This is a genomic window from Novosphingobium sp. G106, assembly GCF_019075875.1.
In the GTDB taxonomy this organism is placed as follows: domain Bacteria; phylum Pseudomonadota; class Alphaproteobacteria; order Sphingomonadales; family Sphingomonadaceae; genus Novosphingobium.
Genome location: NZ_JAHOOZ010000001.1, coordinates 459,926 through 481,293 on the forward strand (window position 1 = coordinate 459,926; position 21,368 = coordinate 481,293).

General features: G+C 66.5%; 23 protein-coding genes and 2 pseudogenes. 13 read left to right on the forward strand and 12 right to left on the reverse strand.

Going from position 1 to position 21,368, the window contains the following annotated elements:
• The first annotated feature begins 29 nt into the window (after positions 1 to 29).
• Positions 30 to 1,343, forward strand: a complete 1,314-nt coding sequence (locus tag KRR38_RS02060) for an MFS transporter (protein WP_217398135.1) — start codon at positions 30 to 32, stop codon at positions 1,341 to 1,343.
• A 194-nt stretch (positions 1,344 to 1,537) separates the two neighbouring features.
• Here the strand turns inward: KRR38_RS02060 and KRR38_RS02065 are convergent, their stop codons facing one another.
• The 3 genes from KRR38_RS02065 to trpB form a co-directional block, all read right to left on the reverse strand.
• Positions 1,538 to 2,857, reverse strand: coding sequence for a folylpolyglutamate synthase/dihydrofolate synthase family protein (locus tag KRR38_RS02065; RefSeq protein ID WP_217398137.1), 1,320 nt, complete (start codon positions 2,855 to 2,857; stop codon positions 1,538 to 1,540).
• Between the two features lie 112 nt (positions 2,858 to 2,969).
• A complete protein-coding gene (trpA, locus tag KRR38_RS02070; protein ID WP_217398139.1) occupies positions 2,970 to 3,755 on the reverse strand; it encodes a tryptophan synthase subunit alpha in 786 nt (261 codons plus the stop codon).
• Entirely contained in the window at positions 3,752 to 4,996 is a 1,245-nt protein-coding gene (gene trpB / locus KRR38_RS02075; protein WP_217398141.1) for a tryptophan synthase subunit beta, read from the reverse strand. The genes trpA and trpB overlap by 4 nt, the downstream gene beginning before the upstream one ends.
• A gap of 233 nt (positions 4,997 to 5,229) precedes the next feature.
• On the opposite strand from trpB, the gene KRR38_RS02080 reads away from it, so the two are divergent.
• Both KRR38_RS02080 and KRR38_RS02085 read left to right on the forward strand, forming a co-directional pair.
• Positions 5,230 to 5,703, forward strand: a complete 474-nt coding sequence (locus KRR38_RS02080) for an outer membrane protein (protein WP_217398143.1) — start codon at positions 5,230 to 5,232, stop codon at positions 5,701 to 5,703.
• A 251-nt stretch (positions 5,704 to 5,954) separates the two neighbouring features.
• Positions 5,955 to 6,494: a porin family protein gene (locus KRR38_RS02085; protein ID WP_217398145.1), complete on the forward strand. Its 540-nt coding sequence runs from the start codon at positions 5,955 to 5,957 to the stop codon at positions 6,492 to 6,494.
• Between the two features lie 55 nt (positions 6,495 to 6,549).
• Here the strand turns inward: KRR38_RS02085 and KRR38_RS02090 are convergent.
• Positions 6,550 to 7,193 (reverse strand): annotated as a pseudogene (locus tag KRR38_RS02090) (phosphoribosylanthranilate isomerase).
• Positions 7,194 to 7,250: 57 nt separating this feature from the next.
• Between KRR38_RS02090 and KRR38_RS02095 the strand changes: the two are divergent.
• Entirely contained in the window at positions 7,251 to 7,640 is a 390-nt protein-coding gene (locus tag KRR38_RS02095; RefSeq protein WP_217398147.1) for a hypothetical protein, read from the forward strand.
• A gap of 6 nt (positions 7,641 to 7,646) precedes the next feature.
• Here KRR38_RS02095 and KRR38_RS02100 read toward each other — a convergent pair whose 3' ends face one another.
• The 4 genes from KRR38_RS02100 to purB form a co-directional block, all read right to left on the reverse strand.
• Positions 7,647 to 8,393 carry an SIMPL domain-containing protein gene (locus KRR38_RS02100; RefSeq protein WP_217398149.1) on the reverse strand — a complete coding sequence of 249 codons (747 nt, stop codon included), beginning with the start codon at positions 8,391 to 8,393 and terminating at the stop codon, positions 7,647 to 7,649.
• Positions 8,394 to 8,468: 75 nt separating this feature from the next.
• Positions 8,469 to 9,149 (reverse strand): orotidine-5'-phosphate decarboxylase, encoded by a 681-nt coding sequence (gene pyrF / locus KRR38_RS02105; protein ID WP_217398151.1) that lies wholly within the window; start codon positions 9,147 to 9,149, stop codon positions 8,469 to 8,471.
• 1 nt (position 9,150) lies between these two features.
• The gene (locus KRR38_RS02110) at positions 9,151 to 9,480 is read right to left on the reverse strand and encodes a LapA family protein (RefSeq protein ID WP_217398153.1); all 330 of its coding nucleotides are present in this window, start codon (positions 9,478 to 9,480) and stop codon (positions 9,151 to 9,153) included.
• 143 nt (positions 9,481 to 9,623) lie between these two features.
• Positions 9,624 to 10,967, reverse strand: a complete 1,344-nt coding sequence (purB, locus tag KRR38_RS02115; protein ID WP_256449547.1) for an adenylosuccinate lyase — start codon at positions 10,965 to 10,967, stop codon at positions 9,624 to 9,626.
• 157 nt (positions 10,968 to 11,124) lie between these two features.
• On the opposite strand from purB, the gene KRR38_RS02120 reads away from it, so the two are divergent.
• Positions 11,125 to 11,460 (forward strand): antibiotic biosynthesis monooxygenase, encoded by a 336-nt coding sequence (locus KRR38_RS02120; protein WP_217398157.1) that lies wholly within the window; start codon positions 11,125 to 11,127, stop codon positions 11,458 to 11,460.
• A 3-nt stretch (positions 11,461 to 11,463) separates the two neighbouring features.
• Here KRR38_RS02120 and KRR38_RS02125 read toward each other — a convergent pair whose 3' ends face one another.
• The 3 genes from KRR38_RS02125 to radC are packed head-to-tail and all read right to left on the reverse strand — an operon-like array spanning position 11,464 to position 13,941.
• Complete coding sequence (locus KRR38_RS02125) at positions 11,464 to 12,438, reverse strand: LLM class flavin-dependent oxidoreductase (RefSeq protein WP_217398159.1); 975 nt, start codon at positions 12,436 to 12,438, stop codon at positions 11,464 to 11,466.
• A 14-nt stretch (positions 12,439 to 12,452) separates the two neighbouring features.
• Entirely contained in the window at positions 12,453 to 13,208 is a 756-nt protein-coding gene (locus KRR38_RS02130) for an NRDE family protein (protein ID WP_217398161.1), read from the reverse strand.
• Between the two features lies 1 nt (position 13,209).
• On the reverse strand, positions 13,210 to 13,941 hold the full coding sequence (gene radC, locus KRR38_RS02135; RefSeq protein WP_217398164.1) for a DNA repair protein RadC: 732 nt from the start codon (positions 13,939 to 13,941) through the stop codon (positions 13,210 to 13,212).
• A gap of 49 nt (positions 13,942 to 13,990) precedes the next feature.
• Here radC and KRR38_RS02140 point away from each other — a divergent pair, with 49 nt between their 5' ends.
• The 3 genes from KRR38_RS02140 to KRR38_RS02150 are packed head-to-tail and all read left to right on the forward strand — an operon-like array spanning position 13,991 to position 17,828.
• Positions 13,991 to 17,167, forward strand: coding sequence for a YdbH domain-containing protein (locus KRR38_RS02140; RefSeq protein WP_217398166.1), 3,177 nt, complete (start codon positions 13,991 to 13,993; stop codon positions 17,165 to 17,167).
• Positions 17,164 to 17,433, forward strand: coding sequence for a YnbE family lipoprotein (locus KRR38_RS37275; protein WP_217398168.1), 270 nt, complete (start codon positions 17,164 to 17,166; stop codon positions 17,431 to 17,433). The genes KRR38_RS02140 and KRR38_RS37275 overlap by 4 nt, the downstream gene beginning before the upstream one ends.
• The gene (locus KRR38_RS02150; RefSeq protein WP_217398171.1) at positions 17,433 to 17,828 is read left to right on the forward strand and encodes a YdbL family protein; all 396 of its coding nucleotides are present in this window, start codon (positions 17,433 to 17,435) and stop codon (positions 17,826 to 17,828) included. The genes KRR38_RS37275 and KRR38_RS02150 overlap by 1 nt, the downstream gene beginning before the upstream one ends.
• Positions 17,829 to 17,831: 3 nt before the next feature.
• Here the strand turns inward: KRR38_RS02150 and KRR38_RS02155 are convergent, their stop codons facing one another.
• The gene (locus KRR38_RS02155; protein WP_217398173.1) at positions 17,832 to 18,431 is read right to left on the reverse strand and encodes a PilZ domain-containing protein; all 600 of its coding nucleotides are present in this window, start codon (positions 18,429 to 18,431) and stop codon (positions 17,832 to 17,834) included.
• Between the two features lie 343 nt (positions 18,432 to 18,774).
• Here KRR38_RS02155 and KRR38_RS02160 point away from each other — a divergent pair.
• The 5 genes and pseudogenes from KRR38_RS02160 (at position 18,775) to KRR38_RS02180 (ending at position 21,332) form a co-directional block, all read left to right on the forward strand.
• Positions 18,775 to 19,096 (forward strand): annotated as a pseudogene (locus tag KRR38_RS02160) (AtpZ/AtpI family protein).
• Positions 19,097 to 19,168: 72 nt separating this feature from the next.
• Positions 19,169 to 19,954, forward strand: coding sequence for a F0F1 ATP synthase subunit A (locus tag KRR38_RS02165; protein ID WP_217398175.1), 786 nt, complete (start codon positions 19,169 to 19,171; stop codon positions 19,952 to 19,954).
• Positions 19,955 to 19,999: 45 nt separating this feature from the next.
• Positions 20,000 to 20,227 (forward strand): F0F1 ATP synthase subunit C, encoded by a 228-nt coding sequence (locus KRR38_RS02170; RefSeq protein WP_188769238.1) that lies wholly within the window; start codon positions 20,000 to 20,002, stop codon positions 20,225 to 20,227.
• Positions 20,228 to 20,305: 78 nt separating this feature from the next.
• Positions 20,306 to 20,797 (forward strand): ATPase, encoded by a 492-nt coding sequence (locus tag KRR38_RS02175; RefSeq protein ID WP_217398177.1) that lies wholly within the window; start codon positions 20,306 to 20,308, stop codon positions 20,795 to 20,797.
• The gene (locus KRR38_RS02180; RefSeq protein ID WP_217398179.1) at positions 20,790 to 21,332 is read left to right on the forward strand and encodes a hypothetical protein; all 543 of its coding nucleotides are present in this window, start codon (positions 20,790 to 20,792) and stop codon (positions 21,330 to 21,332) included. The genes KRR38_RS02175 and KRR38_RS02180 overlap by 8 nt, the downstream gene beginning before the upstream one ends.
• The last annotated feature ends 36 nt before the right edge of the window (positions 21,333 to 21,368 follow it).

Below are 21,368 nucleotides of genomic sequence, written 5' to 3' on the forward strand. Positions count from 1 at the left end.
CTCGCCGCGTTCAGGGCTGGAGTACGAGCATGACCGAAACGGTGGCCGAAGCGCCGCGCAGCCTCTGGGATTCGGTGAAGCCCTATTTCGAGAAGGAATCGCTCGCCGCCTTCTTCCTCGGCGTGTCCTCGGGCTTTCCCTATGCGATGCTCGGTGCGACCCTGACGACGCGCCTGGCGCAGGACGGGATCGACAAGAAGACCGTCACGGCCTTCACGCTCGCATTCCTCGTTTACAACCTCAAGTTCCTCTGGGCCTGGGTGGTCGACGGCGTCCACCTGCCGCTGATCGGTCGGCTGGGCCAGCGGGTTTCGTGGATGCTGGTCTGCGGCCTGCTGGTCATCGCCGCGGTGGTCAACCTAGCACTGGTCGATCCCGCCGCGGACATCAGCGCGACCGTGGTTGCTGCGGTGCTGCTCGGCGCTGCCGGGGCGACCTTCGACATCGTCATCGACGCCTACCGGATCGAGACCTTGAAGCCCTACCAGCTCGGCACCGGTTCGGGCATGTCGCAATACGGCTGGCGGATCGGCTCGGCCGGAGCGGGCGCGCTGGCGCTGGTCGTCGCGGCGCGCTGGGGCTGGGCTTCGGCCTATGTCGCCTGCGCCGGCCTGGCGATCCCGGCCATGCTGACCGCGCTGCTGATGGGTGAGCCCGAACGCCACCGTGAACCGGCAGCGAAGAAGGGCCTGGCCGAGGTCTGGGCCTCGATCGTCGGGCCTTTCGCCGAATTCTTCCAGCGCAATGGCGCCTTCCTCGTGCTGCTGTTCATCCTGGTTCACAAGATCGGCGACACGCTGGCGAACCTGACCTTCCGTCTGCTGTTCGACGACCTCGGCTTCAGCAATGACGAGATCGCCATCTTCGACGTCGGCGTGGGTTTCTGGGCCTATCTGATCGGCATCTTCATCGGCGGCGTTGCTTACGCCAAGCTCGGCCTCAAGCGTTCGGTGCTGATCGCGCTGGTGCTGATGGGGGTATCGAACCTGTCGTTCGCGGCTCTCGCCGCGGCCGGCCATTCGAACATCGGCATGGCCGGCGCGATCGGCTTCGAGAATATCGCTTCGGGCTATGGCGGCGTGGTCGTGGTCGCCTATTTCTCGGCGCTGGCCGATCTGCGCTTCACTGCGACGCAATATGCGCTGATCTCGGCCGCGGCGAGCGTGGTGGGGCGGTTCTTGACCGGCACGACGGCCGGCGCAATGATCGAGTCGATGGGCTATGTGAACTTCTACCTGCTCACCACGGTGCTGGCGCTGCCGGGGATCGTGCTGTTCTGGTGGATGTGCCGGACGGGCCTGGTCGACGCGGCGATGGGCACGGCGGGAGAGGCCGAAGGGTGACACAAGTTACACCCCGTAACCTTCGTGTTCCGCCTCTAAGTAGTATGATTTAAATATGAAAAACCCCATCTGTGCCGGGTGACACTGAAGGGGGGAGTAGTTTTTCCCGTTACCAGCGATGTCAAGGAGCGTGCGGCGTAAGTGCCGTCAGGCCTTTCTGACACAGTGTGGCGATGTAGGAAAACGGCGCGGTACTAGTCCGGTATCTCGCCATTTAGCCGCAGGACTTCGCCGGCGAGGTAAAGCGAGCCAGCGATCAGCACGTCGCCCCCATCATCTTCATTGGCCGGCGGCAGCGCGCCGAGCGCGTCCTCCACCTTGGCGAAGCTGCGGATCGGCAACGCGGTGAAGGGCGCGAAATCCTCGGGAGCGTGGGCGTCGTGGCCGGGGGCCGGGACGACGGAGATGCTCAGAAGTTGATTCGCCAGTGGCGCTACGATCGCCGAGGGGTCCTTGTTGGCGAGCATGCCGATGACGAGGTGTAACTTGAGGCCGCCGAAATGGCGTGCGATCGCCGCGCCTGCGTCGGGATTGTGGCCGCCGTCGAGCCAGACCTCGCGGCCCGGCACCAGCGCGGCCAGCGGGCCGGCGCCCAAAAGTTGCAGCCGCGCCGGCCAGCGGGCGGAGCGGATGCCTTCGGCCATTGCCTCTGGAGAAACCTGCACCGCGTCCTGGTGTCGCAGCATGGCCACGGCCAGCGCGGCGTTGTCGGCCTGGTGCGCGCCGGCGAGCGCGGGGAGGGGCAGCGTCAGTTCGCCGCGCGCGTCGCGATAGACGATGGCTTCGCCCACGTCGGCGAACCAGTCCAGACCGCGCATCGCCAGTTTCGCGCCGTGTTCTTGCGCCGAGGCGATCACGGTCTTGGCGACGTCCAGCGGATAGGCCTGCGTCACCAGCGGCGCGCCGGGGCGGGCGATGGCCGCCTTCTCGAACGCGATGCGAGAGAGTGGTTCCTGCGGCACGCCTTCCTCGGGACGCAGCAGGAAGGCCTCGTGGTCGATGCCGAGCGAGGCGATGCCGCAGGCCGCGGGATGTTCGAGCACATTGGTCGCATCGAAGCGGCCGCCGAGGCCGACCTCGATCACACAGGCATCGGCCGGATGCTCGGCGAAGGCGAGGAAGGTGGCCGCCGCGGTGACTTCGAAGAAGCTCGGGCCGAGGTCTGCCGAGACGTCGAGCACCTGCTTGAGCCGCGCGGCCAGTTCCGCGTTCGAGATCAGGCTGCCGCCAATGCGGATGCGTTCGTTGTAGCGCACCAGATGCGGTTTGGTCGCGGCGTGGACCGTAAGGCCCTGGGCTTCGAGCATCGCGCGCAGATAGGCGCAGGTCGAACCCTTGCCGTTGGTTCCGGCGACATGGAAGGTCGGCGGCAGGCGCTTCTGCGGGTCGCCGAGGCGGGCCAGGATTTCGCGGATCGTCTCGAGCCCGAACCGCCCCTGCGGCAGCGACAGCGCGCCGAGCCGGTCGAGTTGAGCCTGGACCTCGGGATCGTCGGAGATGGCAAAGTCTACCAAGGATTGCCCTTTTTCCGTCTATCCTGAGCCTGTCGAAGGACTGTTCTTTACTGTACGCCGCGCTGAAGGGAAAAGCGGCCCTTCGACAAGCTCAGGGTGAGCGGGCGAATAATCAGCGCGCCCCGTGCACCGCATCCGCCAAAGCCTGCGTCGCCGCGCGCACAGGGCCGGCAGCATTGGCGCCGTGCTGGCCGACGATCTCGACCAGCGCCGAGCCGACGACCACGCCGTCCGCATGTTTCGCGATCGCCGCGGCCTGTTCGGGCGTGCGCACGCCGAAGCCGACCGCGACGGGCAGGTCGGTCGCGGCCTTGAGCCGGGTGACAGCTTCCTCGATCGAGCCGAGCGCCGCCTGCTGTTGGCCGGTAATGCCGGCGACCGAGACATAGTAGAGGAAGCCCGACGAGCCATCGAGCACCGCGGGCAGCCGCTTGGCGTCGGTTGTCGGCGTGGCGAGGCGGATCGGCGAGACGCCGGCGGCGCGCAGGGCCGGGCCGAGCTCGCTGTCCTCCTCGGGCGGGATGTCGACGCAGATGACGCCGTCCACGCCGGCCTTTGCGCATTCGGCGGCGAACCAGTCGGCGCCGCGGATCGTCATCGGGTTGGCATAGCCCATCAGCACCAGCGGCACCTCGGGATGGCGCGCGCGGAAGCCCGCGGCGATGCGCAGGATGTCGGCGGTCTTGGTGCCCGCGGCGAAGGAGCGCAGGTTTGCCTTCTGGATCGCCGGGCCGTCGGCCATCGGATCGGTGAAGGGCATGCCGAGCTCGATCACGTCGGCGCCGCCTTCGACCAGCGCATCGAGGATCGCGGGCATCGCGTCGGGTGTCGGGTCACCGGCGGTGACGAAAGTGACGAGGGCGGGGCCCTTAGCGAAGGCTTTTGCGAAGCGGGTCACAGGTCGGCTCCCAGCGCTTCGGCGACGGTGAAGATGTCCTTGTCCCCGCGGCCCGAGACGTTGACGACGACGAGCTTGTCCTCGTCCAGCGTCCTGGTCAGATCGGGCAGCGCGGCGAGGGCGTGCGCGCTTTCGAGCGCGGGGATGATGCCTTCGAGCGCGCAGCAGAGCTGGAAGGCTTCGAGCGCCTGCTTGTCGGTGATCGGCACGTATTCGACGCGGCCGCTTTCGTGCAGCCAGCTATGCTCGGGGCCGATGCCCGGATAGTCGAGGCCCGCGCTGATCGAATGGGCTTCGGTGATCTGGCCGTCCTCGTCCTGCAGGAGATAGGTCTTGTTGCCGTGGAGGATACCCGGCGAGCCGCCCTGGATGCTGGCTGCGTGCTCGCCGCTGTCGATGCCGTGGCCCGCGGCCTCGATGCCGAGCATCGCCACGTCGGGATCGTCGAGGAATGGGTGGAACAGGCCGATAGCGTTCGATCCGCCGCCGACCGCGGCCACCAGCATGTCGGGCAGGCGGCCCTCGGCCTTGAGGATCTGCGCGCGCGCCTCGGTGCCGATGACCGACTGAAAATCGCGCACCAGCTCGGGATAGGGGTGCGGGCCGGCGGCCGTGCCGATGATGTAGAAGGTGTCGTGGACGTTGGCGACCCAGTCGCGCAGCGCCTCGTTCATCGCGTCCTTCAGCGTCTGCGCGCCGCTGACCACGGGCACGACTTCGGCGCCGAGCAGCTTCATGCGGAAGACGTTGGGCTTCTGCCGTTCGACGTCCTTGGCGCCCATGAAGATCACGCAGGGCAGGCCGAAGCGCGCGGCGACGGTCGCCGTGGCGACGCCGTGCTGGCCGGCGCCGGTCTCGGCGATGATCCGCGTCTTGCCCATGCGGCGGGCGAGCAGGATCTGGCCGATGCAGTTGTTGATCTTGTGCGCGCCGGTGTGATTGAGCTCCTCGCGCTTGAAATAGAGCTTGGGACCCTTGCCGGCGGGAGCGAGGCCGCGGAAATGCGCGGTCAGCCGTTCGGCATAGTAGAGCGGGCTAGGCCGGCCGACGTAGTGTTCGAGCAGATCATCGAATTCCGCGCGGAACGCGGGATCGACCTTGGCCGCGTTGTATTCCCGTTCGAGGTCCAGGATCAGCGGCATCAGCGTCTCGGCGACGTAGCGGCCGCCGAACTGGCCGAAATGGCCAGTTTCGTCGGGAAGGTTGCGCAGCGAGTTCGGCTTGATCGGGTCGGCTGTCATGACGCGCCGCGATTGGCAGACTGCCCCTGCGAAGTCCAGTCTTTCGGCCGATTGCGGCATCTCTGGATAATTTGTAACAACAAATCCAGCTATTGATACAATGTGTGTTAAACTAGTAACACTATGTCTTCCTTAAGATATTTCTGAACAACGAGTTCATCCGAGCGCAAGATCGAGGCTCCTAGCTATCGTCATGCCCCTGTCATCGGGGTGAATGGAATTAGGAGTTTGACATGCGTAAGATTCTTCTCTCGCTCGCGACCACGCTGACCCTCGGGGCAGCTCTCGCGACGCCGGCTCTCGCCAACGAGGGCCGTGTTGAGGCGCGCGGGGGTGTGATCTGGGATCAGGGCGACACCCAAGCGATCGCCGGCGTTGCCGCCGGCTATGACTACGACCTCGGCACCAGCGCCTTTGCCGGTCCGGAAGTGTCGGCCGACAAGATCCTGACCGACAACCAGCGCGTGACCTTCGGCATCGGCGGCCGCGCCGGCATCAAGGTGTCGGACGCCGGCAAGCTCTATGCCGTGGGCAGCTACCAGACCAAGTTCTGCGCCACCTGCGACCATTCGTGGACCGCGGGTGCCGGCTACCAGCAGAACTTCGGCAGCAAGCTCTACGGCAAGGTCGAATACCGCCACTATTTCGTCGGTAACGGCTTCTCCGATCCCGACGCGGTGACGGCCGGTCTCGGCGTGAAGTTCTGATCTTCTGATCGGAAAAGATCCTGATCGAAAGCCACCGAGTCGATCAGCGGGGCGGCCTGGAAACGGGCCGCCCTATTCTTTTGCATTGCGGTGTAGGCATTCCGCTTTCGAGGTGTCTTCGAACCGTCACATATTAACAACACGTTGAAAAATATGTCTCCGAACCATGCTCTTTCGTGTTGCTGCACCGCGGCGACACACCTAGGGGCGCCGTCCCCGCAAGGGGCAATATATGTTTCAGGAGTACTCAAATGCGTAAGATTCTTCTCCCGCTCGTCGCCTCGATCGTGATCGCCAGCCCCGCCGCTGCGCGCGATTTCGCAGGCCCCTATGTCGGCGCGGGTGTCACTCTGGACAACGTCCAGGGTTCGGGTCCGAACGAAGGCCTCGGCGTCTCGGGCGTCGGCGGCACGATCTTCCTCGGCTATGACCTGCCGCTCGGCGAGAAGGCCTTCGCCGGCGTCGAAGCCAATGCCGACCTCGCTTCGGCCGACGACGATGCCAACACCGGCCTCGAAGCCAAGTGGGGCTGGGGCGTCAGCGGCCGTCTGGGCTACAAGCTGAACGACAGCACCGCCGCCTATGCCCGCGTCGGCTATGCCCGCGGCCAGTTCGGCGTGAAGGGCTGCGGCAAGGCCTGCAACTCGTGGGGCGATGCCGTCCGTTACGGCGCCGGTCTCGAGACCTCGGTCTCGCAGAACGTCTCGCTGCGCGCCGAGTTCAGCCAGTACAACTTCGAGTCCGACGTGATCAACAACCAGGTGAGCGTCGCGCTTTCCTACGGTTTCTGATCTCCCGGAACCGGGAAAGATGGGAGGGGCGGTTCCGCAGGGAGCCGCCCCTTTCCTATGTGGCCCGCACAGCGGCGCAGAAGGCCGCGATCCGGTCGCCGTCCTTGACGCCGGGAGCGCTTTCGACGCCCGAGGAGGTGTCGACCAACGGGGTACCTGTCTGCCGTATGGCATCCGCGACATTGTCCGGAGTCAGCCCCCCCCGGCGAGGCCCCAGGCGACCGGGCCCTTCCAGTTCGCCACCAGGCTCCAGTCGAAGGCCAGGCCCATGCCGCCGGGCAGCGTGCCCTTGGGCGTCTTGGCATCGAACAGGATCAGGTCGGCGGCGCCGGCATAGGCCGCGGCACGGGCGACGTCGGTCTCGGAAGCGACCGACAGCGCCTTCCATACCGGCAGGCCGAACCGCGCCTTCACTTGCGCGGTGCGCTCGGCCGTCTCGCTGCCGTGCAATTGCAAGGCATCGAGCTTTGCCGCCGCTACCGTCTCGGCAATAGCCTCATCGGTTGCGTCGACGAACAGGCCGACGCGGGCGATCCGCCCCTGCGCGCGCGCGGCCATGGCTGGGGCCTCCTTGAGCGAGAGGAAGCGCGGGGAGGGCGGGAAGAAGTTGAAGCCGACGTGGTCCGCACGCGCCTGGATCGCCGCTTCGAGCGTCTCGGCGGTGGTCAGGCCGCAAATCTTGATGGCAGTGTGCGTCACGGGTTAGTCTGGCTCCTCGAAGGCCGGCCTTTGGCACAGCTGGGGGGGAGACAACAGATGCGGATTGCATGGACGATGCTGGCGGCGACCTCTTTGGCGCTCGCCGGATGCAGCGGGCCGGGCTCGGTCCAGGACGGGAGGGCCAAGGTCGACCTCTTTCACCAGCGGCTCGACGCGGGCAACATCGAGGCGATCTGGAAGGACAGCGGACCTGAAATCCAGGGCACCGACAAGCAGGCCTTCGACCGCTTTCTCACCGCGATCCATGGCCAGCTCGGCAATGTCCGCGAGAGCAAGCAAGTCGGCTGGAGCGCCGCCACCGAGAACGGCAACAGCAGCGCCGAGGTGATCATGCAAACCACCTTCGAGCGCGGCAGCCGCAAGGAGACCTTTGTCTACAAGGGTAGCGGCGAACAGCAGAAGCTCGCCGGCTACCATATCGAGTGAAGGCGCTTAGGGCGCCAGCTCGAACTGCACCGTGACGTTGACGTTGAGCGAGACCTCACCCGCGGCAACGGGGGCCGCCGCCGAATCCTGCGCAACCATGCGGTACATCACCGGCATCGGCGGCGGGGCATAGCCGCCGCCTTCGCTGATCGAGACGATGCGCATCACCTTGAGGCCAGCGGCGCGGGCGTAGAGATCGGCACGGGCGCGGGCCTTGCCGATCGCCTCGGTCCGCGCGGCGTCGAGCGCGGCATCGGGCTTGTCGAGCGAGAAGCTCGGCCCGTTGACCTGGTTGGCGCCGGCGGCGACCAAGGTGTCGATCACTTTGCCATAGTCGCCGAGCTGGCGTTGGCGCACCGAAACCGAATTGTTGACCTGATAGCCGACGATCTCGGGCGCGCGCTGTTCGGTCGAGCCGTCGGGCAGGCGGCGCGGCTCGGAATAGACCGGGTTGATGCTCAGGTTGCTCGTCTGGATGTCGCGGTCGGCGATGCCGGCGCGCTTCAGCGAGGCGATCACGCGGTTCATCGCCGCCGAATTGGCGCCCAACGCTTCGCCCGCGGTCTTGCCCTGGGTGGTCACCCCGGCGTTGAACACCGCGAGATCGGGCGCGCGCTCGGACTTGCCGTCGGCGCTGACCGTCAGCAGCGTGTGTCCGGCCTCGATCGCCGGTACGGGACCTGCCTGCTGCGCCAGCGCGGGCGAGGCTATGGCGGTCGCGGCTGCGATCAGGGGGAGGGCAAAACGCTTCATCTGTTAATCTCCTGTCATCCTTAGATGAACAAATGGCGGAGGGATGCTTGCGCGTGCCTGAATGAAGGCGAGGATTTAAAGCGTCCCCTCGATCGCCCTTGCGGCGGCCAGCGGATCCTCGGCGCGGCTGATCGGGCGGCCGATGACGAGCACGCTGGCGCCGCCGTCGCGCGCCTCGCGCGGGGTGACGATGCGCTTCTGGTCGCCGTTGTTCTTGCCGTCGGCAGGCCTTAGGCCGGGCACGACGAAGAAGCCGTCCTTCCACTGGCGGTGGATGTCGGCGACCTCGTGGCCCGAGCAGACGATACCGTCGAGCCCGGCGGAATGGGCCAGTTCGGCCAGCCGCAGCGCCTGTTCGTGCGCCGTGCCAGTGACGCCGGTACGCGCCAGATCGCGCTCGTCGAGGCTGGTGAGCACGGTCACCGCGACGACCTTGCAATGCTCTCCGGCCGCCGCCTTGGCATCTTCCATCATCGCCCGCCCGCCTGCGGCGTGGACCGTGACGATCGCCGGTTCCAGCACGTGGATCGACTGCATCGCCGCGGCGACCGTGTTGGGAATGTCGTGCAGCTTGAGGTCGAGGAAGATCGGCAGGCCGATCTTGGCGATCTCGTGCACGCCGTGGTGGCCGTGGGCGCAGAAGAATTCGAGCCCGAGCTTCAGCCCGCCGACATGGCCCGCAACCTTGCGCGCGAGAGCGGTAGCGGCGTCGAGGCGGGGGACGTCGAGCGCAAGATAGATTGGATTTCCGGACATATCAGGTGGTGGGTTCTTCGGACTGTTGCTGGGCGGCTTCGAGCTGGGTCGAGGTGGCGAGAGGCGGGGCCACGGCAGTGGCGCGAACGCTGTGCTCCAGCGCGCTGATCCGGCGCTGCCAGCGCCATTTGCCGGCGCGGTGGTAGAGCCACATGGGCACGAAGCCGAGCAGGAAAAACACCAGCGCGATAAAGCCGACGGGCCAATCGAGCTGCAGGTAATTCGTTTCGAGCGGCCAGATGTTCACCGGCGCGCGATGCCAATTCATCGCGATGAAGGCCACGAGGACGATCGTCAGCATGATCCACATCAGAGTGCGAATGATCTGCACGGCCTGTCTCCTCTGTCCCTCGGACTGTCGTGCGATGCTAGCAAGATTGCTGAGTAAGGGAAGGCTTTGACATCAGCATCTTCCCTTAAGCCGGGCTGAGAAAGAGATATCTTCCTCAAGTTCGGCCGGGAAAGAAATGCCGACTATTCGCCGAACACGCGTGCGAAGATGTGATCGACCGCCTTGAAATGATAATCGAGGTTGAACTTGTCCTCGAGTTCCTGCGCCGACAGCGCCTTGCTGACTTCGGGATCGGCCTTGAGCAGTTCGAGCAGCGAGAGCTGGCCGTCGCTCTCCCAGACCTTCATCGCGTTACGCTGAACGAGGCGGTAGGAATCGTCGCGGGTCAGGCCGGCCTGGGTCAGCGCCAGCAGCACGCGCTGCGAGTGGACGAGGCCGCCCATCTTATCGAGGTTCTTCTGCATCCGCTCGGGATAGATCACCAGCTTGTCGACCACGCCGGTCAGGCGGCCCAGTGCGAAGTCGAGCGTGATCGTCGCATCGGGGCCGATGTAACGCTCGACCGAGGAGTGCGAGATGTCGCGCTCGTGCCACAGCGCCACGTTCTCCAGCGCCGGCGTCACCGCCGAGCGGACGACGCGGGCGAGGCCGGTCAGGTTCTCGGTCAGCACCGGGTTGCGCTTGTGCGGCATGGCCGACGAGCCCTTCTGGCCGGGCGAAAAATATTCCTCGGCCTCGAGCACTTCGGTGCGCTGCAGGTGCCGGATCTCGGTGGCGAGGCGCTCGATCGAGCTGGCGATCACGCCGAGCGTCGCGAAGAACATCGCGTGGCGGTCGCGCGGGATGACCTGGGTCGAGACGGGCTCGACCGACAGGCCCAGCTTCTCGGCGACATATTCTTCCACCGCCGGATCGATGTTGGCGAAGGTCCCGACCGCGCCCGAAATCGCGCAGGTGGCGATCTCGGCGCGGGCATTGACGAGGCGCGCGCGGCAGCGGGTGAACTCGGCATAGGCTTCGGCGAGCTTCTTGCCGAAAGTCGTCGGCTCGGCGTGGATGCCGTGGCTGCGGCCGATCGTCGGCGTGTACTTGTGCTCCAGCGCGCGGCGCTTGATCGCGGCGAGCAGCGCGTCGAGGTCTTCGAGCAGGATGTCCGAAGCCTTGGCGAGCTGGACCGACAAGGTCGTGTCGAGCACGTCCGAGCTGGTCATGCCCTGGTGCATGAAGCGCGCCTCGGGGCCGACCTGCTGGGCCACCCAGTCGAGGAAGGCGATGACGTCGTGCTTGGTCACGGCCTCGATCGCGTCGATCGCGGCGACGTCGATCGTCGGGTTGGTCGCCCACCAGTCCCACAGTGCCTTGGCGCCACTCGCCGGCACGACGCCCAGTTCGCCCAGCTTCTGCGTGGCGTGGGCCTCGATCTCGAACCAGATGCGATAGCGCGCTTCGGGTTCCCAGATCGCGGTCATCGCGGGGCGGGCGTAACGGGGGGACCATGTTCGACTCCGGTAATTGGGCGGTTGCAGTTTTTGCGCTCAAACGCGCCCGCTAGGGGGGAGGGGGCGCGGAAGGCAAGCACCCGGTGCCGGCAGGGGTCACGTAAGTGACATGCCCGAGCGACAGGATATCGCCCAGGGGGAGTATGGTTAGTCGCGTATGATTCGCGCGTAAGGAGAGGTAGTTATGTTCATCGCCATGAACCGCTTCCAAGTGGTCCGCGGGGAGGAGGGAGCCTTCGAGAATATCTGGCTCTCGCGCGATACCTACCTTGCCGGTGTACCCGGTTTCATCGAATTCAACCTGCTGCGCGGGCCGGCCGAGGACGACCACACGCTGTTCTCGTCGCACACCGTCTGGCGCTCGCGCGAGGATTTCGAAGCCTGGACGCGCTCGGACTCGTTCCGCAACGCGCACCGCGGCGCGGGTGACAACAAGCCGCTCTACCTCGGCCACCCGCGCTTCGAGGGCTTTGAGGTGCTGCAGACGGTCTCCGCCTATGTGCCCGAGGTTACGGGCTGAGCCTTACCGAAACGCCGGCAGCACTTCCTTCTCGAACAGCTTGAGGCTGTCCCAGGCCGTTGCGATCGGCATGCCGCCGCAGAGCGGATGGAACTGCGCCACGGGGAAGGGCGAAGCCTTGAGCTGGGCGATGTACTCGTCGGGCGTGACGATGTGATAGAACTCCGCTGCGCGCAGCGCCGCGATATCCGGGAAGACGTTGTAGGGCGTGTCCTCGCCCGCGGCATCCTTCCAGGCGCCGTAGGCATTGGTCTCGTGGAGGAAATAGGGCCCCATCGCGTCCCAGCCGGCATCGACGTCGCTGGCGAGCGCGGTGACCTGAGCATTGCCGGACATGCCCGGGCCCGGATCGGGCTTGCCCAGCTTGATCATCTCGTCGCGGTAGAATTCCCAGAACTCGGGCGCCGAAGGCACGAAAGCGTCGGCGATCCGTGCGGCGCGGCGGGCGGCCGGCTCGCTGGCGCCGCCCATGATGACCTTGGGGCCGCCGGGCGTATAGGGTTCGGGCGTGACGTGGACCGTGCGGCCGCGGTATTCGAAGGGCTTGCCGGCGAAGGCGGCCTTCAGCGTGTTGACCATTTCGGTCACGCGCTTGGGGCGTTCCTTGACCGGCACGTCGAACATGGCGAACTCGCTGGGCGCATAGCCGCCCGCGACGATCAGGTCGACACGGCCCTTGGTTATATGGTCGAGCACGCAGAAGTCCTCGGCGATGCGCAGCGGATCGTGGAACGGCGCGATCGTCGCCGCAGTGCTGAAGCGCACGGTCTTGCTGCGCGCGGCCATGGCCGCGATCATCAGCTGCGGGCTGGGGATGTAGCCGTCTTCCGAGCCGTGGTGCTCCGAGATCGACATCGAGGCCGGGATACCGAGCCCGTCGGCCCATTCGGCGATGTCGCAGGCGGCCGCATAGCGGTCGGCCATCGAGGTGCCGGCGAAAGCCGGGTTGCGGAAGTCGAAGCGCATCGAAAGGTACATCGGGCTTTTCCTCTCTAGTCCGGCCATTGAAAGGCCAGTGTCGTTTCTCCGGTGCTCCCGCTCTCCGCCGAGAAGCGCCGTTCGATAATCGTGCCGCGTCCGTCGCGATCGATCGCGACGACGATGCTGCAGCGGGTGCCATAGATGCGGTCGCGAATGAAGACCGGTGTTTCGGGCGCCTCGCGCGGCACGTCGGACGGCTCACGCGGGGGTACGCCTACATCAGCAAGGTGCTCGTTGCGCAGCGCGGAAAACAGCGGTTCGAAATCATCGCTGCTGCGATTGAGCCAGCTCAGCAGCGCGCTCTTGAGCTGCAGCGTCTTGGGCCAGGGCTCGTCGAGCGTGCCGTTGGACAGGCCGTAGATACCGTGGGCGAGGCCGGTACGCAGGTCGTCGGGGCGGTTCGTCAGGAAATGCGCCTGTGCGCCGTCGGCGAGCAGCAGATTGAACGGGTTGAACTCCTGCAGTGGGGCGGTGATCGGGTCCGAATAGCGACCCTGGCCGGTGAGCAGGTCGGTCACCAGGCTCCCTCGCGATGCGCGGTCGGGATCGGCGACGCCATGGCCGCGCAGGTTGGTGACCAGCGCGAAACGGCCCGCATGGGAAACGCCGAGCCAGGTCCCGCCCGACTTGAGGTCGCGACCGGCGAGGATGCCGTTGTCCCATTCGGCGAGCGCCGCCGCGGGACGCTCGTGGAATTCGTCACGATTGCCGATCGCGACGAGCAGCCACTTGGGGTGCGCCTGCCAGGCAAAGGCGGCCACACACATGTCAGATCAGCCCCTTTGCCTTGAGCGACACATGCCCCTCGCGGCCGATGATGACGTGGTCGTGGACGACGATGCCGAGCAGCCGCCCGGCCTCGGCGATGCGGTTGGTGATCTGGATGTCGGCGCGGCTCGGCTGGGGCGAGCCCGAGGGGTGGTTGTGGACCAGGATCAGCGCGGTCGCGCCGAGATCGAGCGCGCGGCGGATCACTTCGCGCGGGTGGATCGCCGCCTCGTCGATCGAGCCGTCGCCGACGTGCTGGTCGTCGATCAGCATGTTCTGGTTGTTGAGATAGAGTACGCGCACGCGCTCGACCGTCAGGTGGGCCATGTCGATCGTCAGGTAATCGATCAGCGCCTGCCACGAGCCGAGCACCGGCTGCTCGCGCACCTGCTGCCGCGCCAGGCGGCGGGCGGCGAGCGCGACGATCTTGAGCGCGGCGGCGCTGGTCTCGCCCATGCCGGGGTGCTTGGCGAGCGCGGCCGCATCGGCATTGAGCGCGCCGGCGAGCGAGCCGAACCGCTGGATCAGCGCGCGCGCCAGCGGCTTGACGTCGCGCCGCGGGATCGCGGTCATCAGCAGGTATTCGATGACCTCGTGATCGCCGAGCGCCTCGGCGCCGCCGTCGAGCAGGCGCTTGCGCAGGCGGGCGCGGTGCCCTTCGGCGCCGTGCCCGAGGGACTCGGACTGGCGCTTCGGGTCCTGTTCAGGAAAGAGTTCACTGGTCTCGCCCATACATGTCGATGCATTGCCTTTCCCGGCCATGCGCGCAAGGGTGGGCGCAATGTCTCAAGCTGACGAGGAACCGCCGATAGAGGTGCGCCGCCGGCGCTGGCCGGCCGTGCTTGTCGTGGTTCTGGGGCTGATCGCGCTAGCGCTTGCTGTGGCCTGGTTGTCGCGCGAGCGCTTCGCCGGGACGATCATCAGGGGCCAGCTGCAGAGCCTGGGCGTGCCCGCCACCTACAAGATCGGATCGATCGGCCCGAGCCGGCAGGTGCTGCGCGACGTCGTGATCGGCGATCCGGCCCATCCCGACATGACCATCGAGCGCGTCGAGACCGAACTGACCGCGCGTTTCGGCACGCCCACCATCGGCGCCGTGACGATCGTCCACCCGCGGCTCTATGGCAGTTACCGCGGCGGCAAGCTGAGCTTCGGCACGCTCGACAAGCTGTTTTTCGGCGGCGAGGGCAAGGAACCGTTCCGCCTGCCCGACCTCGCGCTGACGCTGGTCGACGGGCGCGGGCTCATCCAAAGCGACTATGGCCCCGTTGGCCTGAAGCTCGAAGGCAAGGGGCCGCTGCGCGACGGATTCGCCGGCACGCTCGCGGCGATCGCGCCCAAGGTCGAAGCGCAGGGCTGCTACGCCGAACGCGCGACGGTCTACGGCGCAATCAAGGTCAGCGACGAGAAGCCGCGCTTCACCGGGCCGCTGCGCCTTTCGGGGCTGGAATGCGAGGGTTCCGGGCTCAGCTTCGACAATATCGGCCTCAGGCTCGATGCGACCTTCGACAAGACGCTCGATGGCGTGGAGGGCAAGGCCGGGCTCGAAACCGACACCCTGGCACTCGGCGACAACCGCGTGCTCGGCACCGATGGCACGGTCAGCTTCACCTGGCGCAAGCAGGCGCTGACAGCGCGCTATGATTTGAACGGTGACGAACTGTCGAGCGCGCAGGCCGGGGCGGTCAAGGTCAAGCTGTCGGGCGTCGTGCGCAGTTCGGCTAGCCGAATCGAGATCGAAGGCACGCTCGGCGGCAGCAACATCGCGATCGGGCCAGGTCTCGATACCACGCTGGCGCAGGCCCAGCGCTCGACTGCTGGCACGCTCGCCGCGCCGCTGCTCGGGCAGATCCGCTCGGCGCTGCTGCGTGAGGGGCAGGGGAGCGACCTGTCGGCGCAATATATCCTGCGCAAGGCCGGACCGGCGACCAATCTCGTCGTGCCGCAGGCGGCGCTGCGCGGCGGCAGCGGCGCGACCCTGCTGTCGGTTTCGCGCTTCCAGCTCACCTCGGACGGCAAGCCGGCGCCGCGTCTCTCCGGCAATTTCGCGACGGGCGGCGCGGGCCTGCCGCAGATCGCCGGGCGGCTCGAGCGCCAGCCGGGCGGACGGCTGGTTACGCGCATGACCATGCCCGACTACCGCGCCGGAGACGCCCGCGTCGCCGTGCCGCGGCTGACGCTGGTGCAGTTGCCGACCGGGGCGCTCGGCTTTGCCGGCGAGGCGCGGCTTTCGGGCGCCTTGCCCGGCGGGCATGCCGAGAACCTCGTCCTGCCGCTCGAAGGCAACTGGAGCCCGGGCCGCGGGCTCGCCGCCTGGCGCGATTGCACGACCTTGCGTTTCGACCGGCTTGCGCTGGCCAACCTGCGCTTCGACCGACGCAGCCTGGCGCTTTGCCCGCCGCGGGGCGGGGCGATCGTCGCGGCCGATTCGCGCGGGGTCCGGGTCGCGGCGGGGGCGACGGGGCTCGATCTCGCGGGGCATCTCGGCGAGACGCCGATCCGCATCCGGTCGGGACCGGTGGGTCTGGCCTGGCCCGGTACGGTGGCGGCGCGTGCGCTCGACATCGAGCTCGGACCGGCCGCGACCGCCTCGCATTTCCGCATCGCCAATCTCGGCGCGCAGATCGGCCAGGACGTCGCCGGGACCTTTGCTGGCAGCGACATCAAGCTCGCCGCGGTGCCGCTCGACCTGCTCGATGCCGGCGGCGCCTGGCGCTACGCCGGCGGCAAGCTCACCTTGAGCAGTGCGACCTTCCGGCTCGAAGATCGGCAGGCCGACGACCGCTTCCAACCGCTGATCGCACGCGACGCCACGCTCGAACTGGTCGACAATCGCATCACCGCCAACGCGCTCTTGCGCGAACCCAAGAGCGGCCGCGAGGTGGTGCGTACCGTCATCGTCCACGATCTCGGCACAGCGCGCGGCAACGCGGACCTCACTGTCGCCGGCATCCAGTTCGACGACGGGCTCCAGCCCGACACGCTGACCAACCTCGCGCTCGGCGTCATCGCCAATGCCAAGGGCAGCGTCCACGGCAGCGGCCGGATCGACTGGACGCCCGAGACGATAACCAGCACCGGCAGCTTCACCACCGACGGGATGGACTTCGCCGCCGCCTTCGGCCCTGTCAAAGGTGCAGCGGGAACGATCCGCTTTACCGACCTGCTCGGCATGGTCAGCGCGCCCGACCAGCAGCTCAGGATCGCCTCCATCAACCCGGGCATCGAGGTGAACGACGGCGTGCTGACCTATCAGCTGGAACCCGATTCGGTGCTGGTCGTGAAAGGCGCCGCCTGGCCCTTCGTCGACGGCACGCTGACCCTGCTGCCGGTCAGGATGCGCATGGGCGTGGCAGAGGTTAGGCGCTACACGCTGATGATCGAGGGCCTCAACGCGGCGCGCTTCATCGAGCGGATGGAAATGGCCAATCTCAGCGCTACGGGGACTTTCGACGGTACGCTGCCGATGGTCTTCGACGAGAACGGTGGGCGGATCGATGGCGGCCAGCTCCGCTCGCGCGCGCCGGGCGGCAATGTCTCCTATGTCGGCGCACTGACCTACAAGGACCTTTCGGCCATGGCGAACTTCGCCTTCGATGCGCTGAAATCGATCGACTACCAGAACATGGGGATCACGATGGACGGTCCGCTGGCGGGCGAGATCGTCACCCGCGTCCAGTTCTCCGGCATCCGTCAGGGCACGAGCGCCAAGCGCAATTTCCTGACCGAGCGGATCGCCAAGCTGCCGATCCGTTTCAACGTCAACCTGCGCGCGCCGTTCTTCCAGCTCGCCTCGTCGTTCCGCTCGCTCTACGATCCGTCCTATGTCCGCGATCCGCGCTCGCTGGGCCTGCTCGACGACAAGGGGCGGCCGATCGCCATTCCCTCGCCGGCTCCTCAAACCTTGCAGAATGGCGTAAATGGCATTCAGCCTCCCGAAAGCGGGAAAAAGCCATGATCGTGCCCGGATTGACCGATCTCTCCCGTGCTGCGATGACCGCGTTCATGCAGTTGATGGGGCAAGGGGCAGGGCGGCTGATCGGCCGCACCATGGGTGCGGCGGTGTTGCTGGGCAGCGCGTGGGCGCTTTCGGGGTGTATCTCGGTGACCGCACCGGACAAGCCGATCGTCATAGAGCTCAACATCAACATCAAGCAGGAAGTGATCTATCGTCTGGCCGACGACGCCAAGAAGACGATCGATACCAATTCGGGGATCTTTTGATGCTGCGCTCGTTCTCTCTCAAGCCTCTCGCCCTCGGCGCCGCGCTGGCGGTGCTTGTCGCCGGTGCCGAGCTCGCCCAGGCCGAGCCGCGCGATCCTGCCTATTCCGCAGCGCGCGAAGCGGGCCAGGTGGGCGAGAAGATGGACGGCTATCTCGGCGTGGTCGGCGGCGGTTCGCCCGCGCTGCGGGCTATGGTCGACGATCTCAACATCAAGCGCCGCGCGGTCTATTCGCAGAAGGCCCAGGCGCAGCACGCGACGGTGGAGGAATATGCCTTCACCTCGGGCTGCCTGCTGATCGGCCAGACTTCGCCCGGCGAGAAGTACCAGGCGCCCGACGGCTCGTGGCAGACCCGTGGCAGCGGAGCGCCGCAGCGCGACAGCCGCTGTCCTTAAGTTCTAGTTCGCCTCGGGCACCGGTAGGGCCGGATAGGCACCCCGCGCTCGCGAGACGTCGATCGGGGCGAGATCAAGCTGGGCGATATTGCCTTGCGCCCAGCGCAGCACGGCGCGCTGTTCGTGGTCGGGGCCGACCATGACCGTCACCGCGAGGCCCGGCTCGAACTTCACTGCGCTGCGGTTCTGGCTGCCCTGCTGGGGCGCCGCGGAAACCGCGCCTTGCCTGCCGTTGAGATAGTCGAGCGTCGCCCGCGCCTGGGCGGCACTGCGCGCGCCGTCGGCGGCGTCGAGCAGCGCGGCGCTGTTGACCGGGCCGTCGAAGGCGATGCCGCATTCGTCGCCGTTGATCCAGGCAACCCTGCCGAACAGCACGACCGAGGGCGACAGCGCAACGCTGACCTCGTCGTTGAGCACGAGCGGGGTCGTCAGATCGAGCTTCATGCCCGTGTCGGAGAAGTCGTGGCAGCGCGCATAGGCGGCGTCGCCTTCGTGCGCGACCTGAACCACTCTCCCGAGACGGCCGCGCGACTGTCCACGCCGGTCCCGCATGCGGCCCGCCAGCATGAAGCCGTCGGTAGAGCCCAGCCTTGAGGAGGCCATTGTTCTAATCCTCATCTCATCGCCCCCGCGTCATTGCGGATGCGATCTTCCCCGTTTCCCTCGACCTCGCAATTCTACCCAGGTGCGCTTAAGGATTGGTCGATCGAAAGCCTTAACACGGCCCTAAATTCAGCGTTTCGTCCCGGATTCTGCCCGATTTGCCCGTTAAGGTTCTGCCATTCGTTAAAGCGCGCTGTACGTGCGCCGGGGACAAGCAGGTTGCGGTTGACAGTCTGCGGCATTCCCTCGGTTGACTCGGGTGACCCCCCCGCCTAAGGGGCCGGTGCCCTCGGCGGGCACCCGTTGCGCCTGTTACGAGTTCCCTCTCAAAAGGAGCCAGGACATGAGCGACGAGCCGCCCGCACGAGACCCTATCGGCGAAGATACGCGCATCGACGCGCTCGACCAGCGGCTAGCAGCCGCACGCGAGCGGGAAGATGAGCGCAATCGGGCGGTCGCTGGCGGGGGGGCCGATGCGAATGAACGCATGGGCAACCGCGTCTTGGCCGAATTGATCGGGGGGGATCGGCGGCGGTGCGTTTCTGGGATGGGTCATCGACCATTTCGCGGGGACCACGCCCTGGGGTCTGCTGGTGGTGATGTTCCTCGGAATCATCGTCGCCTTCAGGAACATAATCCGGATTTCGAACCGGCGTCCCGATTGACCCGCGCGGCTTAACCGAGCGGGGGGCATGAGGGGCGCTGTCGTGCATGTGAAGCAAGAACGAGGGTAAGGCGTGGCCGAAGCGGGCAAAGTCGATCCGATGCATCAGTTTACGATCGAGCCGATGTTCGGCACCGATCACTGGCAAATCGCGGGCTATCACATTCCCTTCACCAATTCGGCTCTGTGGATGGCGCTCGCCACCGTGGCGCTGTTGGTCTTCGTCTGGGGCGGCATGAAGCGCGGCCTGGTCCCGGGCCGCTGGCAGATGGCGGTCGAATCCATGACCGGCTTCGTCGACAACCTGCTCGCCGCCAACGTCGGCCCGGCCGGCAAGAAGTATGTGCCCTACATCTTCTCGCTGTTCATGTTCATCCTCTTCGCCAACGTCCTCGGCCTGCTGCCGCTGGGTCTGTTCGGCATCCATCCCTTCACGTTCACCAGCCATTTCAGCGCCACCGGCGTGCTCGCCATCCTGTCGTTCTCGATCGTCCTGATCGTCGGCTTCTGGCGCCATGGCTTCCACTTCTTCTCGCTGTTCGTGCCGCACGGCACGCCGCTCTGGCTGATCTGGTTGATCCCGGTGATCGAGCTCGTCTCGTTCCTCGTGCGTCCCTTCAGCCTTGCTCTCCGACTCTTCGTCGCGATGATGGCCGGCCACGTCCTGCTCGAAGTGCTGTCCAGCTTCGTCATCGACAGCACCAATTCGGGCGCGCTCTGGGGCACGGTCGTCGGGCTGCCCAGCTTCCTGCTGATGATCGCCATCTGCGCGCTGGAGATCCTGGTTGCCGGCATCCAGGCCTACGTCTTCGCGCTGCTCACGTCGCTCTACCTGAACGACGCCGAGAACCTTCACTAAGACCTTTTTCGTCCAACTTACCGAAAATCCAAAAGGAGTTTTATCATGGATCCTCAAGCCGCCAAGCTCATCGGTGCCGGTCTCGCTGCCATCGGCGCCGGCATGGCCGCCATCGGCGTGGGTAACGTCTTCGGTTCGTTCCTCGAGAGCGCGCTGCGCAACCCCGGCGCTGCCGACGGCCAGCAGGGCCGCCTGTTCATCGGCTTCGCGGCCGCCGAACTTCTGGGTCTGCTGTCGTTCGTCGTCGCGATGATCCTGATCTTCGTCGCCTGATCGATTGACCTTATACTGACCCGGCCGGGTCTGCCCTCGTCCTGAGGGTTTCCGGCCGGGACTGCCACGGATTCCGCCATGCCTCAAATCGCGCAGCTGTCAGAGACGTTCGCCAGCCAGGTCTTCTGGATGCTGATCTTCTTCGGCTTTATCTTCTTCGTCATCGGCCGGGGCATGGTCCCCAAGGTGATGGCGACCGTCGAGGCGCGCGACAAGCAGATCGCGGGCGACCTCGCCGCCGCTGAAGCGGCGCGCAAGGCGGCGGATTCGCAGGAAGAGGCTTGGCGCCAGGCTGCCAATACCCAGCGTGCCGAAGCTCAGGCGCTGATCGCCAAGGCCAAGGCCGAAGCGGCCAAGGCCACCGAGACCCGGCTCGCCGGCGTCAACGTTGTCCTCGACAAGCGTCTGGCCGAGGCCGAAGACCGTATCGCCGGTGCCCGTGCGGGTGCCCTCGGCGAGATCGAGGCGGTTGCCAGCGAAGCGGCCAGCGACATCGTCGCCCGTATCGCCGGCGTCACCGTCGATGCCGCTGCGGCCCAGGCCGCGGTGAAGGAGGCGCTCCATGGCTAATCTGCTGACCCTGCTGTCGGCCGCGGCCGAACACGGCGCTGAACACGCTGAGCCGATGGCTTTCGGCTTCATCACCCCCGGCATGTGGGTGGCCGGCGCGATGACCGTGCTGATCCTGATCGCGCTGTTCCTCGGCGTGCCAAAGATGCTGACCGGAGCGCTCGACACGGGCATTTCTGAAATCAAGAAACAGCTCGACGAAGCCAAGGCGCTGCGCGCCGAAGCCGAAGCGCTGCGCAAGGAATATGCCGACAAGATCGCCAATGCCGAAAAGGATGCTGCGGCGATGCTCGAGCATGCCAAGCACGAGGCCGAGGCGATCGTCGCCAAGGCCGAGGCAGACACCACCGCCGTCATCGCTCGCCGCGAGAAGATGGCCGAAGACAAGATCGCCGCTGCCGAGCGCGGTGCGATCGCCGAACTGCGCGCCAAGGCGGCCGAAGCCGCTGCCACGGCGGCCCGCGGCCTGATCGCGGCGAACCACGGCGCCAAGGCCGACAAGAAGCTGGTGGACGAGGCGATCGGTTCGATCTGATCGCTGCCGCACGTCGGAGCAACAGAGAACCCCCGC

Bases quoted from the DNA above. Each gene is read 5' to 3' on its own strand.
- KRR38_RS02060 (WP_217398135.1), top strand. From the start codon at position 30: ATGACCGAAACGGTGGCCGAAGCGCCGCGCAGCCTCTGGGATTCGGTG.
- trpB (WP_217398141.1), bottom strand. From the start codon at position 4,996: ATGACAGCCGACCCGATCAAGCCGAACTCGCTGCGCAACCTTCCCGAC.
- KRR38_RS02080 (WP_217398143.1), top strand. From the start codon at position 5,230: ATGCGTAAGATTCTTCTCTCGCTCGCGACCACGCTGACCCTCGGGGCA.
- KRR38_RS02085 (WP_217398145.1), top strand. From the start codon at position 5,955: ATGCGTAAGATTCTTCTCCCGCTCGTCGCCTCGATCGTGATCGCCAGC.
- KRR38_RS02095 (WP_217398147.1), top strand. From the start codon at position 7,251: ATGCGGATTGCATGGACGATGCTGGCGGCGACCTCTTTGGCGCTCGCC.
- KRR38_RS02100 (WP_217398149.1), bottom strand. From the start codon at position 8,393: ATGAAGCGTTTTGCCCTCCCCCTGATCGCAGCCGCGACCGCCATAGCC.
- pyrF (WP_217398151.1), bottom strand. From the start codon at position 9,149: ATGTCCGGAAATCCAATCTATCTTGCGCTCGACGTCCCCCGCCTCGAC.
- KRR38_RS02120 (WP_217398157.1), top strand. From the start codon at position 11,125: ATGTTCATCGCCATGAACCGCTTCCAAGTGGTCCGCGGGGAGGAGGGA.
- KRR38_RS02125 (WP_217398159.1), bottom strand. From the start codon at position 12,438: ATGTACCTTTCGATGCGCTTCGACTTCCGCAACCCGGCTTTCGCCGGC.
- KRR38_RS02130 (WP_217398161.1), bottom strand. From the start codon at position 13,208: ATGTGTGTGGCCGCCTTTGCCTGGCAGGCGCACCCCAAGTGGCTGCTC.
- radC (WP_217398164.1), bottom strand. From the start codon at position 13,941: ATGGGCGAGACCAGTGAACTCTTTCCTGAACAGGACCCGAAGCGCCAG.
- KRR38_RS02140 (WP_217398166.1), top strand. From the start codon at position 13,991: ATGTCTCAAGCTGACGAGGAACCGCCGATAGAGGTGCGCCGCCGGCGC.
- KRR38_RS37275 (WP_217398168.1), top strand. From the start codon at position 17,164: ATGATCGTGCCCGGATTGACCGATCTCTCCCGTGCTGCGATGACCGCG.
- KRR38_RS02150 (WP_217398171.1), top strand. From the start codon at position 17,433: ATGCTGCGCTCGTTCTCTCTCAAGCCTCTCGCCCTCGGCGCCGCGCTG.
- KRR38_RS02155 (WP_217398173.1), bottom strand. From the start codon at position 18,431: ATGGCCTCCTCAAGGCTGGGCTCTACCGACGGCTTCATGCTGGCGGGC.
- KRR38_RS02170 (WP_188769238.1), top strand. From the start codon at position 20,000: ATGGATCCTCAAGCCGCCAAGCTCATCGGTGCCGGTCTCGCTGCCATC.
- KRR38_RS02175 (WP_217398177.1), top strand. From the start codon at position 20,306: ATGCCTCAAATCGCGCAGCTGTCAGAGACGTTCGCCAGCCAGGTCTTC.
- KRR38_RS02180 (WP_217398179.1), top strand. From the start codon at position 20,790: ATGGCTAATCTGCTGACCCTGCTGTCGGCCGCGGCCGAACACGGCGCT.